This window comes from Salipiger mucosus DSM 16094, from assembly GCF_000442255.1.
Classification (GTDB): domain Bacteria; phylum Pseudomonadota; class Alphaproteobacteria; order Rhodobacterales; family Rhodobacteraceae; genus Salipiger; species Salipiger mucosus.
On the sequence record NZ_KE557279.1, the window covers coordinates 251,740 to 265,000 of the forward strand.

Genomic DNA, 13,261 nt, shown 5'->3' on the forward strand with positions numbered 1-13,261 from the left:
CGGACGGTTTTCAACCAGTCCGCACGGGCTTGCGCATGGTCACGATTTCTTCGGACATGGTCGGGTGCACCGCACAGGTGCGGTCGAAATCCTCTTTGGTCGCGCCCATCTTTACGGCAATGCCGGCCAGCTGGATCATCTCGCCGGCATTGGGCGCCACGATGTGGCAGCCCAGCACGCGCCGCGTCTCCTGGCTGACGATGAGCTTCATCATCACCCGGTCCTGGCGCCCGGCAAAGGCCGTCTGCATGGGCCGGAACGAGGTGCAGTAGACCTCGATCGCCTCCTGCTCCGCCGCGGCCTCCTCGGAGAGGCCCACCGTGCCGAACTCGGGCTGCGTGAAGATCGCCGAGGGGATCAGGTCGTGATCCACCGGCGTCGGGTTGCCCTTGAAGACCGTCTCGACGAAGGCCATGCCCTCGCGGATCGCCACGGGCGTGAGGTTCACGCGGTCGGTCACGTCGCCGATGGCGTAGACCGAGGGCGCGCTGCTCTGCGAATACTTGTCGACGACGACCTCGCCCTTGCGGCCCAGGCGCACGCCGGCCTCCTCGAGGCCCATGCCGCCGGTGTTGGGAGCACGGCCGGTCGCGAACATCACCATGTCGAACACGCGGCTATTGCCGTTCGAGCCCTTGACCCAGATCGGGCCGTCGCGGTCGCCGCCGCCGTTGCGCAGCGCCTCGAGCTGGTGCGTCGTCGCGCCCATCGAGATGTCGCTCTCGCGGTGACCGGTGAGGTCCTCCTCCTCGGCGCAGCGCATCTCGACAATATCGGTGCCGGTGTGCAGGTCGATGCCGCGGCTCTGCATCGCCTCGGAGATCAGGCCGCGCGCCTCCTCGTCGAAGCCGCGCAGCACCTGCGCCCCGCGGTAATACTGCGTCACCTCGACGCCCAGCCCGTTCAGGATGCAGGCGAACTCGCAGGCGATGTAGCCGCCGCCGACGATCAGGATCGAGCGCGGCAGTTTCTCGAGGTGGAAGATGTCGTCCGAGACGATCCCGAGGTCCGCATTGGGCAGGTCGGGCCGCAGCGGATGGCCGCCGGCGGCCACGAGGATGTGTTTCGCCGTGATCGTCTCGCCGGTCGAAAGCTCGACGGTATGGGCGTCCTTGAGCACCGCGCGGGCATCGTAGGAGGTCACGCCCGCGTTCTTGAGCAGCGAGCGATACACGCCCTCGAGCCGGTCGAGCTCGGTGTTCATGCGGGCGCGGAAGTTCTCCCAGTCGAAGGGGCCGTGCTGCAGGCTCCAGCCGTAGTTCGACGCATCCTCGACCACCTCGGCGTATTCGCTCGCGAAGACCATGAGCTTCTTGGGCACGCAGCCCCGGATCACGCAGGTTCCGCCGTAGCGGTCGGCCTCGGCAAGGCCCACCTTCGCCTCCGCGTCCATGGCCGCCACGCGGGCGGCGCGCACGCCGCCGGACCCGCCGCCGATGACGAAGAGATCGTAGTCGAATTCGCTCATGAGCCATACTCCGTCCGTTTGCGGGACCGGTATTTCACGGCCCGCCGGGAATGGCCAGTGCGGCGGCCGGCCTCAGTCGCCGAGGTCGCGAAAGAGATTGTCGTCCTCCGCGAAGTCGAGGCGCCCCTCGCTGACCGTGCCGGCGTTGATGTCGCGCACCTCGACGCGGCCATCGCCGTAGCCCACGACGACCTGGTCGCAGATGTCGATGAAGAGCCCGTTCTCGACCACGCCGGGGATCTGGTTCAGCACCATAGCGAGCTGGCGCGCGTTGCCGATCCGGCTGAGGTGCAGGTCCAGGATGTGGTTCCCCTCGTCGGTGACATAGGGGGTGTCACCGTTCATGCGCAGCGTCGTCTGGCGGCCCATGACATCCATCGAGACCAGCGCCTCCTCGATCAGCGCCTGGGAGGCCGTGCGGCCGAAGGGAATGACCTCGACCGGCAGCGGGAAGGCGCCCAGCGTCTCGACCTCCTTGGCGGCGTCGGCGATGACGATCATGCGGTCGCTGGCCGTGGCCACGATCTTTTCCTGCAGCAGCGCGCCGCCGCCGCCCTTGATCAGGTTCAGCTCGGCGTCGAACTCGTCCGCGCCGTCGATGGTCACGTCCAGCCAGCGCGCCTCGTCCAGCGTCACGACCTCGATGCCCACGTCGCGGGCCAGCTCGGCCGTGCGGGTCGAGGTCGGCACGCCGCGGAAGGTCAGCCCCTCCTCGCGCACCCGTTCGCCCAGGCAGCGCACCAGCCAGGCAGCGGTGGAGCCGGTCCCCAGACCGACGCGCATGCCGTTCTCGACGAAGTCCGCGGCGCGTTTGGCGGCCACGAACTTGGCCTTGTCGATGGGCGAAAGCTCTCCGGTCACGGGGCATCTCCTGCGGGTCATGGCGAATTGGCCCGGTGTATAGGCGATGGCGCCCCCTGACGCGAGCGATTTTCGGACGCACCCGGTCGCTAGTGCACCCGCGCCGTGCCCGGCAACAGGCGCAGCCCCCGGGCGCGCCAGCGCCCCGGGCGCAGGAGCCGCCGTGCGGGCGGCCAGAGCACCGACCTGCGACGGACAAGGCCGGGCAACAGCCCCTCGATCTCGGCCCGCGCGGCCGGCGGCAGCGCGCGCAGCGCCTGCGGTCCGGGCAGCATGCTCTCGACGGCGGCGCCCTGCGCGAAGAGCACCTCGTGCCGCTCGCAGAGCAGGTGCCAGTATTCGACCGCGTGGCAGCGCCGAAGGGCGATGCCCGGCTGCCCGGCCAGCGCCTTTGCCGCGACAAGCCGCTCGGTGCCGTTGAGGCGCACCATCACCCTGTGCTGCGGCGAGAGGCGGAGAGACGCCGCGTTGCCGAGGCTTCCGGCCGCCAGCTCGACCGGCGCGGCACGGCCATGCCCCTGCACGACCTGGCGGCCGATCCAGACGATCGGCACGGCGCCGTTGTCGACGCTCGTGATCCGGTCGCCGGGGCGCAGCGTCTCGACCGGGCGGGGGCCGCGCGGTGTCTCGATCAGGGTGCCACGTGCGAAGCACACGGCCAGCTCCGCGTAGGGCACCGTTGGATCGTCGCTCGACGGCGCGGCATTGACGAAACCGTAGGTCGTCTCCGGGCTGAGGCGCGCACTGGTCGCGATGCCCTGCACGTCGCCTTCGAACTCCAGCACGTAGACGGTGATCTGCTCGGCCGGGTCGCTGCTGCCCTGCGGTCGCAGGACGTAGCTGTATTCCGCCTCGACCTCCGTGCCGGCGCCCCAGTTCATTCCGTTGAAGGTGACCGGCTGTGCAAGCTCCTGGTTGCCATCGCCGTCGTGGAGTTGGGACTCGTCGTCGGACAGCACGAGCGTGGCGTAGTCTGCCCCCTCGACCAGCCGCAGCGTCGTGTTTCCGTAGACGTCGGAGTTGCGGGACGCATTGCTCGAAAAAGGATCGGGCCCCGATAGCACGAGCTGGTCGATGCCCAGGGCGCTGAAACTGTAGGTCGGCATGTCGAAGGGTCCTGGCGCGCGCGGGACCGCCGGGGATTCGGCCGTCCGGCGCGAGGATGGCCAGCGGCGGTACATATCCGGTTAATCCCCGCCCCGCGCGGTGCCGGAGCAGCGGTTTCCCCGCAGCAGGCGTCGTTTTCCGGCATGGCGCGCCCCGCCCGGGCATCCTAGGGTCGCGGCAACGACACGCAAACCGGAGCGGTCCCGCGATGTTTCTCTCGGTCTTCGACATGTTCAAGGTGGGCGTCGGCCCCTCGTCCTCGCACACCATGGGGCCGATGGTGGCGGCGGCGCGGTTCCTCGACCGGCTCCGCGCCGCCCCCTTCCACGCGCACGGGCTGCGCGCCTCGCTGCATGGCTCGTTGGCCTTCACCGGCGTGGGACATGCCACCGACCGCGCCACGATCCTCGGCCTCGCGGGCTTCACGCCCGAGGACTACGACCAGGACCGGGCCGACGCGGCGATGGCCGAGATCGCCGAGACGCGCCGCGTGGCGCCCGAGGGGCTGGGCACGCTGGTCTTCGACCCGAAGACCGACCTGCGCTTCGACTACGAGCACGCCCTGCCCGGCCATGCCAACGGCATGCGCCTCATGGCGACCGACCGGCAGGGGGACGTGATCCTGAGCGAGGTTTACTATTCGGTCGGCGGCGGCTTCGTGCTGACCGAGGCCGAGCTGGAGTCTGGCAAGGACACCGACCACGGGCCGGCGGTGCCCTACCCTTTCCACAACGCCGCGCAGATGCTCGAGATGGCGCAGAGCTCGGGGCTCAGCATCGCGGCGATGAAGCGCCGCAACGAGCTGGCGCGCAAGCCGGTGGCCGAGCTCGACGGCGGGCTGAAGCGTATCTGGCAGGTCATGTCGGACTGCATCGACCGCGGGCTCGAGGCCGACGGTCGCCTGCCCGGCGGGCTGAACGTGCCGCGCCGCGCCCGCGCGATCCACGAGGCGCTGCTGGCCGAGCAGGGCCGGAACCTCACCGCGCCGCATGTCATCAACGACTGGATGAGCACCTTTGCCATGGCCGTGAACGAGGAGAACGCCGCCATGGGCCAGGTCGTGACCGCGCCCACAAACGGCGCGGCGGGCGTGGTGCCCGCGGTGATCCGCTACTGGCTCGACTTCGTGCCCGGTGCCACCCGCACGCGCGTGCCCGAGTTCCTTCTGACGGCGGCGGCGATCGGCGGGCTGGTGAAGTACAACGCCTCGATCTCGGGCGCCGAGGCGGGCTGCCAGGCCGAGGTGGGCAGCGCCAGCGCCATGGCGGCGGCCGGCCTCTGCGCGGTGATGGGCGGCAGCCCGGAGCAGATCGAGAACGCCGCCGAGATCGCGCTTGAGCATCACCTCGGCATGACCTGCGACCCGGTGAAGGGCCTCGTGCAGGTGCCTTGCATCGAGCGCAACGGGCTGGGCGCGGTCAAGGCGGTCTCGGCGGCCTCGCTGGCGCTGCGCGGGGACGGCTCGCACCTCGTGCCGCTGGATGCCTGCATCGAGACCATGCGCCAGACCGGCCGCGACATGAGCGAGAAATACAAGGAAACCTCGCTGGGCGGGCTGGCGGTGAACGTGCCGAACTGCTGAGCAATCCAGAGCGCCTGGACTTGGAGTCCCCGGCCCCTCGAAGACGGTGACCCGGCAACCGCCAACCACCGCCTTGCTCGACGGCCAAGGGCATTCTATGTCGCACCCGGACGGACACATCTGCCCGGGAGGCGACGAGATCATGCAGACGCCCTACTACCTTATCGACAAGAGCCGCCTGCTGCCGAACCTCGAGAAGATCGCCTGGCTGCGCGAGCAGTCCGGCGCCAAGGCCCTGCTGGCGCTCAAGTGCTTCGCCACCTGGTCCGTCTTCGACATGATGAGCGAATACATGGACGGCACGACCTCCTCGTCGCTCTTCGAGGTCAAGCTCGGGCGCGAGAAGTTCCCCGGCGAGACCCATGCCTATTCCGTCGCCTGGGCGCCGGAGGAGATCGACGAGGTGCTGGCGAGCTCGGACAAGGTGATCTTCAACACCGCCAACCAGCTGCGCCGCTTCGAGGAGGTCAGCCGCGGCCACACCCGCGGGCTGCGGGTGAACCCCGGCGTCTCGACCTCGGACTTCGACCTTGCCGACCCCTCGCGCCCCTTCTCGCGGCTGGGCGAACATGCCCCCGAGGACATCGAGCCGGTGGCCGACCTGATCTCGGGCTTCATGTTCCACAACAACTGCGAGAACGCCGATTTCGAGCGCTTCGACGCCATGCTCGGCATGATCGAGCAGCGCTTCGGTCACCTCATCCGCCGCATGGACTGGATCAGCCTCGGCGGCGGCATCCACTTCACCGGCGAGGGCTACCCGCTCGACAAGCTGGCCGAGCGCCTGAAACGCTTTGCCGGCCAGAACGAGGTGCAGGTCTACCTCGAGCCCGGCGAGGCGGCGATCACCAACTCGACGACGCTCGAGGTCAGCGTGCTGGACACCATGTTCAACGGCAAGAACCTCGCCATCGTCGACAGCTCGATCGAGGCGCACATGCTCGACCTGCTGATCTACCGCGAGAGCGCGACCATGCAGGAAAGCGGCGAGCAGGAGTGGATGATCTGCGGCAAGTCCTGCCTGGCCGGGGACATCTTCGGCGAGTTCCGCTTCCCCGAGGCGCTCAAGCCCGGCGACCGTCTGAGCATCGACGACGCGGCCGGTTACACGATGGTCAAGAAGAACTGGTTCAACGGCGTGCAGATGCCGTCCATCGCCGTGCGCGAGCTTGACGGAACGGAACGGCTCGTGCGCAGCTTCACCTACGAGGATTTCGCGGCAGCCCTGTCGTGATCGCATCCGCCCCCGCGAGGGGCGTCATACAATCAGCAAGGAGGGTCCTGCCTTGAAGAAGAACGTGCTCATCATCGGTGCAGGCGGCGTGGCGCAGGTCGTCGCGCACAAGTGCGCGCAGAACAACGACGTGCTGGGCGACCTGCACATCGCCAGCCGCACGAAATCGAAATGCGTCGCCATCATCGAGAGCGTCCAGGCCAAGAACGCGATGAAGCAGGAGGGCGTCTTCGAGGCGCACCAGGTCGACGCCACGCAGTCCGACCAGGTGGCCGCGCTGATCCGGGAAACCGGCGCGGAGATCGTCATCAATGTGGGCACCGCCTTCGTGAACATGCACGTGCTGGACGGCTGCATCGAGACCGGCGCCGCCTACATCGACACGGCGATCCACGAGGAGCCGGACAAGATCTGCGAGACGCCGCCGTGGTACGCCAACTACGAGTGGAAGAAGCGCGACCTCTGCGCCGAGAAGGGCGTGACCGCGATCCTCGGCGCGGGCTTCGATCCGGGCGTGGTCAACGCCTTCGCGCGCTTCGCCGTCGACCGGCTGGACGAGGTCAAGAGCATCGACATCGTCGACATCAACGCGGGCAGCCACGGCAAGTATTTCGCGACCAACTTCGACCCCGAGATCAATTTCCGCGAATTCACCGGCGTGGTCTACTACTGGGAAGACCAGCAGTGGAAGGAAACGACCATGTTCGCCTCCGGCCACGAATGGGACCTGCCGGTCGTGGGCAAGCAGATGGCCTACCAGTCGGGCCACGACGAGGTGCACTCGCTGGCGACCAACTACCCGCAGGCCGACGTGCGCTTCTGGATGGGCTTCGGCGAGCACTACATCAACGTCTTCACCGTGCTGAAGAACATCGGCCTGCTTTCCGAGCACCCGGTGACCACCGCCGAGGGCCAGGAGGTCGTGCCGCTCAAGGTGGTCAAGGCCTGCCTGCCCGATCCCGCCTCGCTGGCGCCGGAATACACCGGCAAGACCTGCATCGGCGACCTTGTGAAGGGCACGAAGGACGGCGCGGAGGCCGAGATCTTCGTCTACAACGTGGCCGACCACAAGGACGCCTACGAGGAAGTGGGCTCGCAGGGCATCTCCTACACCGCCGGGGTTCCGCCGGTGGCGGCGGCCATGCTGATCGCGGACGGCACCTGGGACGCGGGCACCATGAAGAACGTCGAGGAGCTGGACCCCAAGCCCTTCTTCACCATCCTCGACCGGATCGGCCTGCCGACGCGGATCAGGGATGCCGAGGGCGACCGGCCGTGGAACGCGTGAGCGCCTGATCACCCGAACGCGAAACGGCGGGCCGAGGCCCGCCGTTTTTCATTCGTGAAGCGTGATGGAGCGCGGCGGGCCTCAGCCCAGCCCGCCCATGTGGAACGCCTTGGTCTCGAGGTATTCCTCGATCCCCTCGCGGGCGCCCTCTCGGCCGAGGCCCGACTGCTTGACCCCGCCGAAGGGCGCCTCGGCATGCGAGACGGCGCCGGTGTTCAGCCCGACCAGCCCGCATTCCAGCGCCTCGCCGAAGCGGAAGGCACGGGCCATGTCGGTGGTGTAGAAATAGGCCGCAAGGCCGTAGGGCGTGCCGTTGGCCAGGGCCAGCGCCTCGTCCTCGGTCTCGAAGCGGAAGATCGGCGCCACCGGGCCGAAGGTCTCCTCGCTCGCAAGGCGCATCCCGGTCGTGGCACCGGTCAGCACCATCGGATCGGCATAGCCCTCGGGCAGCTCGCGCGCGGCGGTGGCGCGCGTGGCACCCTGCGCCAGCGCATCCGCGACATGGGCCGTGATCTTGTCGATGGCGGGCGCGTTGATCATCGGGCCGATCTCCGTGCCCTCGGCCAGCCCGTCGCCCACCGCCAGCGCATCGACCCGCGCCGCCAGCGCGGCGACGAAGCGGTCGTGGATGCCCGACTGCACGAGGATCCGGTTGGCGCAGACACAGGTCTGGCCGCCGTTGCGGAACTTCGAAGCCATGGCCCCCACGACCGCAGCGTCGAGGTCGGCGTCGTCGAAGACGATGAAGGGCGCGTTGCCGCCAAGCTCGAGCGAGAGCTTCTTGAGCGTCGGCGCACATTGCTCGGCCAGAAGCGCCCCGACCCGCGTGGAGCCCGTGAACGACAGCTTGCGCACCGCCGGCGAGGCGGTCAGCGCGCCGCCGATCTCGGCCGGGCGCCCGGTCAGGACATTGACCACGCCCGCCGGGAGGAGCGCTGGCGCGAACTGAACGACGCCGGCCATACGCTTGCCCAGCTCTTCAAGGATGCGCTGGACCCCTCTAGCAAGAAGTTCGACCTTGAGAAGACGCTGCAAAAGCGCGTGTCGGATGTTTCTGCTGCGCGATCCATCGATCTGCTTCCTTCGAGCCTCGATCTGATCGACGTGCAAGATGAGTTGGTGAACACGCCGGTCGGCAAGTACGGCGCGATCAGGCCCTTCGATATCTTGTGGCGTGCCGTGAAGGACATCGTGGAGCAGTATGACGTCGTCATTGTCGATTGCCCACCGAACCTTGGCAAGATCACGCAGAACGGCCTGCGGATGTCACAGGGTTTCATCATCCCGACGATCCCTGACATCCTGTCTACATACGGCATCCCACAGATCGTCAAACGCGTGCGTGACTTTGCCGAAGAGATCGCCGAGCCAATTGAGCCGCTCGGCATCGTCATTCAGAAGTACCAGGCCAATTCAAACGTTCATGGAAATATGATCAAGCAGCTCAAGCAAAACCATGATGCTGAGCCGAGGAACTGGCCACCGGTATTCGAGACGCGGATTCCACAAGCGAATCAGATCGCAGCCGCTGGCGAACATGCGAACCATTCCACACTCAAGCAGAAGTGGGGGAGCGGGAGGCTCTATGAAAGCTTCTCGAATCTGACCAAAGAAATCTTGGCCAAGTTGGGTGCGTAAAGATTAAGCTCAAAAAGATACTCCAAGACTTGCTGAAGGTAGTCATCGAGGAGGCCAACCGGAACCCAGAATTCGCCAAGCAGCTCGAAGCCGCGCTAGGGCTCGAGCCCAAGCCTGAGAAGGAAGATACAGGTCGCGGCGCGCACCGACGCGCAGCGGCCGTCCTCGACCCCATTTCGCTTGCCCGTGAAGGAGAGGACGTTTTGCGTTCGAAGCTCGAACCGCTGACGCTCGAACAACTGAAGGATATCGTTGCCGAGTACGGCATGGATCCCGGCAAGCTGGTTATGAAGTGGAAGACGGCGGATCGGGTCATTGACCGTATCGTCGAGTACTCGGTGGCTAGAGCAAAGAAGGGCAAAGCCTTTCTGCGCTAATCACTTGCGCGGGCATGCTCCCCCTCAGCGTAGATCGTGTCGGTGATGCGCTTCAACAGCGCGGCGTGGTCGGCGAGGGCCGTGACATGGCCCCAGTGTACATCCTCGGGGCTGGCGAAGAAGTGGTCCTCGCTTGCGGCGCGGATGCGGTCGAGGGCTGCGTCGATGTCGGCCTTGCGCGCGATGAAGGCGGCGAGCGCGTCGTCGTTGGTCTTCGGCATGGAGTAGTCTCCCGTAGTGGTGTCGGGGACCATCAGGCTCGCGGGCGCGCCTCGATCAAGCGGAGAGTGCGACGCGAGTCGGCGCCATTCGTCGACACGCGGCGTCGGAGCTTTGTTGACACAGTGTTGACACGGGCGGGGAACGCAAAAGGCCTCCCGGCTGGGAGGCGCCTAAGCAACTGTATTCTTTGGGGATTTTGGTTGCGGGAGCAGGATTTGAACCTGCGACCTTCAGGTTATGAGCCTGACGAGCTACCGGACTGCTCCATCCCGCGGCAATTTGTGAGCTGCGTTTCGGGTTTCGAGGCCTTTTTTGCAGCGTGTGTTTGTTTCATCGCAGAGAGATACGTGTGGTTTTTTCTAGGTTTGGCGGCGACCTACTCTCCCACGTCTTGAGACGCAGTACCATCGGCGCGACGGCACTTAACGGCCGGGTTCGGAATGGAGCCGGGTGTTTTGCTCGCGCTATGACCACCAAACCGAGGAAAAACCACTACGTCGCGCCCTGCACGAGGCGGGACACGACGAGGATCAACTGTTGTCCATGTCATGCACACTGCGGTGTGTATGCTCTTGACCAGTTCAGGCGGTTTGCCTGCCTGTTACTGGATCAAATCAAGCCTGTCGGGCCATTAGTACCGGTCAGCTGAACGTGTCGCCACGCTTACACCTCCGGCCTATCGACGTGGTGGTCTACCACGGCCCTCAGGGATACCTTGTTTCGAGGGGGGCTTCCCGCTTAGATGCCTTCAGCGGTTATCCTGTCCGATCATAGCTACCCTGCACTGCTGCTGGCGCAACAACAGGTCCACCAGTGGATCGTTCACCCCGGTCCTCTCGTACTAGGGGCAACTCCTCTCAAGTATCCTACACCCACGGCAGATAGGGACCGAACTGTCTCACGACGTTCTAAACCCAGCTCACGTACCTCTTTAAACGGCGAACAGCCGTACCCTTGGGACCTGCTCCAGCCCCAGGATGAGATGAGCCGACATCGAGGTGCCAAACACTGCCGTCGATATGGACTCTTGGGCAGTATCAGCCTGTTATCCCCGGCGTACCTTTTATCCGTTGAGCGATGGCCCTTCCACTCGGGACCACCGGATCACTATGGCCGTCTTTCGACTCTGCTCGACTTGTCAGTCTCGCAGTCAGGCTGGCTTCTGCCATTGCACTCAACGAGCGATTTCCGACCGCTCTGAGCCAACCTTCGCGCGCCTCCGTTACGATTTAGGAGGCGACCGCCCCAGTCAAACTACCCGCCACACAGGGTCCCGGATCCCGATGAGGGACCGCGGTTAGACATCAAGCAGGCGAAGGGTGGTATCTCAAGGATGGCTCCACAAGGACTGGCGTCCCTGCTTCGAAGCCTACCACCTATCCTGCACATCACATGCCTGATGCCAGTGTGAAGCTGTAGTAAAGGTGCACGGGGTCTTTCCGTCTAACCGCGGGAAGCCTGCATCTTGACAGGCAATTCAATTTCGCTGAGTCGATGTTGGAGACAGCGGGGAAGTCGTTACGCCATTCGTGCAGGTCGGAACTTACCCGACAAGGAATTTCGCTACCTTAGGACCGTTATAGTTACGGCCGCCGTTTACCTGGGCTTCAATTCAAGGCTCTCACCTCTCCTTTTAACCTTCAGGCACCGGGCAGGCGTCAGACCCTATACGTCGTCTTGCGACTTCGCAGAGCCCTGTGTTTTTAGTAAACAGTCGCCACCCCCTGGTTTGTGCCCCCGGATCCAAGTTGCCTTGAACCCGGGCCTCCTTCTCGCGAACTTACGGAGGTATTTTGCCGAGTTCCTTCAACATCGTTCTCTCAAGCGCCTTGGTATGCTCTACCAGTCCACCTGTGTCGGTTTAGGGTACGGTCTCATGGAGGGCTGTTTCCAGGGACTGCTCAGCGGCCCGACCAATCCGATAAGGTCGAACAACATCCGCAATCCGTCACCATCTCCTGGCCCAGGAATATTGACCTGGTTCCCATCGACTACGCCTTTCGGCCTCGCCTTAGGGGCCGGCTTACCCTGCTCAGATTAGCTTTAAGCAGGAACCCTTGGACTTTCGGCGACAGGGTCTCTCACCCTGTTTGTCGCTACTCATGTCATCATTCTCGCTAGTGATCTCTCCACCGGATGGCTCACGCCCCGGCTTCACAGAAAGGATCTTGTCCTCCATTGCATCCCGAGGGATGCAGAAGAGGATAGATCCTGTGTCACACTACGCTCCGCTACCATGCCTTACGGCATCCTCAGCTTCGGCTCATGGCTTGAGCCCCGTTACATCTTCGCCGCAAGACAGCTTGATTAGACCAGTGAGCTGTTACGCTATCTTTAAAGGATGGCTGCTTCTAAGCCAACCTCCTGGTTGTTTTGGCCGTCTCACCTGCTTTCCCACTTAGCCATGAATTGGGGGCCTTAGCTGGAGGTCAGGGTTGTTTCCCTCTTCACTACGGACGTTAGCATCCGCAGTGTGTCTGCCATCTAGTACTCCCGGGTATTCGGAGTTTGGTTAGGATCAGTAAGCCTGTGGGGCCCCATTACCCATCCAGTGCTCTACCCCCCGGGGTATTCGGATGACGCTCTACCTAAATAGATTTCGCGGAGAACCAGCTATCTCCGAGTTTGATTGGCCTTTCACCCCTAGGCACAACTCATCCCGACCTTTTTCAACAGGTGTGGGTTCGGACCTCCAGTACGTGTTACCGTACCTTCATCCTGGTCATGCCTAGATCACTCGGTTTCGGGTCTGATCCATCCAACTCGACGCCCTATTAAGACTCGCTTTCGCTGCGCCTACACCTATCGGCTTAAGCTTGCTGGATAGACCAAGTCGATGACCCATTATACAAAAGGTACGCCGTCACTTCACGAGGAAGCTCCGACTGATTGTAGGCGCTCGGTTTCAGGTACTGTTTCACTCCCCTCGTCGGGGTGCTTTTCACCTTTCCCTCACGGTACTGGTTCGCTATCGGTCAGCAAGGAGTACTTAGCCTTCGAGGGTGGTCCCCCGATCTTCAGACAGGATTTCACGTGTCCCGCCCTACTTAATACGTCCCATCGAGCTTCATGTACGGGACTGTCACCCGCTGTGGTCGGCCTTTCCAGACCATTCCATTCACTCTCAAGGCTCGGCTGGTCCCCGTTCGCTCGCCGCTACTGGGGGAGTATCAATTGATTTCCTTTCCTCCGGGTACTTAGATGTTTCAGTTCCCCGGGTTTGCTCTTTGAAGCCTATGTATTCAGCCTCAAAGTACCTGGTTCAGCTTGATATAGGCTGCCCGTGGGCAATTATATCGAACTGTCAGGTGGGTTGCCCCATTCGGAGATCTTTGGATCACAGCCTATTCTCGGCTCCCCAAAGCTTATCGCAGAGTATCACGTCCTTCATCGCCTCTTGCTGCCAAGGCATCCACCAAACGCCCTTCTCGCGCTTGATTTGATCCAGTAAGAGACAGGCTCGTTTCGTGCTGCTCGAGCACTC

Annotated in this window: 10 protein-coding genes, 1 tRNA gene and 2 rRNA genes; 5 read left to right on the top strand and 8 right to left on the bottom strand. The window is 64.2% G+C overall.

All coding sequences use genetic code 11. The features are described from left to right. Positions 1–10 precede the first annotated feature (10 nt). The 3 genes from SALMUC_RS18480 to SALMUC_RS28340 all read right to left on the bottom strand — a co-directional run bounded on the left by SALMUC_RS18480 (position 11) and on the right by SALMUC_RS28340 (position 3,435). On the bottom strand, positions 11–1,468 hold the full coding sequence (locus SALMUC_RS18480) for an FAD-dependent oxidoreductase (RefSeq protein WP_020039019.1): 1,458 nt from the start codon (positions 1,466–1,468) through the stop codon (positions 11–13). Positions 1,469–1,540: 72 nt separating this feature from the next. Beyond that, on the bottom strand, positions 1,541–2,329 hold the full coding sequence (gene rpiA / locus SALMUC_RS18485) for a ribose-5-phosphate isomerase RpiA (protein WP_020039018.1): 789 nt from the start codon (positions 2,327–2,329) through the stop codon (positions 1,541–1,543). Between the two features lie 89 nt (positions 2,330–2,418). After that, positions 2,419–3,435 carry a Hint domain-containing protein gene (locus SALMUC_RS28340; protein ID WP_020039017.1) on the bottom strand — a complete coding sequence of 339 codons (1,017 nt, stop codon included), beginning with the start codon at positions 3,433–3,435 and terminating at the stop codon, positions 2,419–2,421. A 209-nt stretch (positions 3,436–3,644) separates the two neighbouring features. Here SALMUC_RS28340 and SALMUC_RS18495 point away from each other — a divergent pair, with 209 nt between their 5' ends. The 3 genes from SALMUC_RS18495 to SALMUC_RS18505 all read left to right on the top strand — a co-directional run bounded on the left by SALMUC_RS18495 (position 3,645) and on the right by SALMUC_RS18505 (position 7,540). Further along, complete coding sequence (locus tag SALMUC_RS18495) at positions 3,645–5,018, top strand: L-serine ammonia-lyase (protein WP_020039016.1); 1,374 nt, start codon at positions 3,645–3,647, stop codon at positions 5,016–5,018. A gap of 142 nt (positions 5,019–5,160) precedes the next feature. Then, a complete protein-coding gene (locus SALMUC_RS18500; protein WP_037372284.1) occupies positions 5,161–6,252 on the top strand; it encodes a carboxynorspermidine decarboxylase in 1,092 nt (363 codons plus the stop codon). Between the two features lie 52 nt (positions 6,253–6,304). Further along, positions 6,305–7,540 (top strand): saccharopine dehydrogenase family protein, encoded by a 1,236-nt coding sequence (locus SALMUC_RS18505; RefSeq protein ID WP_020039014.1) that lies wholly within the window; start codon positions 6,305–6,307, stop codon positions 7,538–7,540. 81 nt (positions 7,541–7,621) lie between these two features. On the opposite strand, the gene SALMUC_RS18510 is transcribed toward SALMUC_RS18505, so the two are convergent. Beyond that, the gene (locus tag SALMUC_RS18510) at positions 7,622–8,503 is read right to left on the bottom strand and encodes an aldehyde dehydrogenase family protein (RefSeq protein WP_020039013.1); all 882 of its coding nucleotides are present in this window, start codon (positions 8,501–8,503) and stop codon (positions 7,622–7,624) included. A 66-nt stretch (positions 8,504–8,569) separates the two neighbouring features. Between SALMUC_RS18510 and SALMUC_RS18515 the strand changes: the two genes are divergently transcribed. Next, positions 8,570–9,178: a ParA family protein gene (locus SALMUC_RS18515; protein WP_483826390.1), complete on the top strand. Its 609-nt coding sequence runs from the start codon at positions 8,570–8,572 to the stop codon at positions 9,176–9,178. 29 nt (positions 9,179–9,207) lie between these two features. Beyond that, positions 9,208–9,555 carry a hypothetical protein gene (locus SALMUC_RS18520; protein ID WP_020039011.1) on the top strand — a complete coding sequence of 116 codons (348 nt, stop codon included), beginning with the start codon at positions 9,208–9,210 and terminating at the stop codon, positions 9,553–9,555. Here the strand turns inward: SALMUC_RS18520 and SALMUC_RS18525 are convergent. The 4 genes from SALMUC_RS18525 to SALMUC_RS18540 all read right to left on the bottom strand — a co-directional run bounded on the left by SALMUC_RS18525 (position 9,552) and on the right by SALMUC_RS18540 (position 13,217). After that, complete coding sequence (locus SALMUC_RS18525; RefSeq protein ID WP_020039010.1) at positions 9,552–9,776, bottom strand: hypothetical protein; 225 nt, start codon at positions 9,774–9,776, stop codon at positions 9,552–9,554. The genes SALMUC_RS18520 and SALMUC_RS18525 overlap by 4 nt on opposite strands. A 198-nt stretch (positions 9,777–9,974) precedes the next feature. Next, positions 9,975–10,051 (bottom strand) — tRNA-Met (locus tag SALMUC_RS18530). A gap of 89 nt (positions 10,052–10,140) precedes the next feature. Next, a 5S ribosomal RNA gene (gene rrf / locus SALMUC_RS18535) occupies positions 10,141–10,255 on the bottom strand. A gap of 132 nt (positions 10,256–10,387) precedes the next feature. After that, positions 10,388–13,217, bottom strand: a 23S ribosomal RNA gene (locus tag SALMUC_RS18540). Positions 13,218–13,261: the final 44 nt, after the last annotated feature.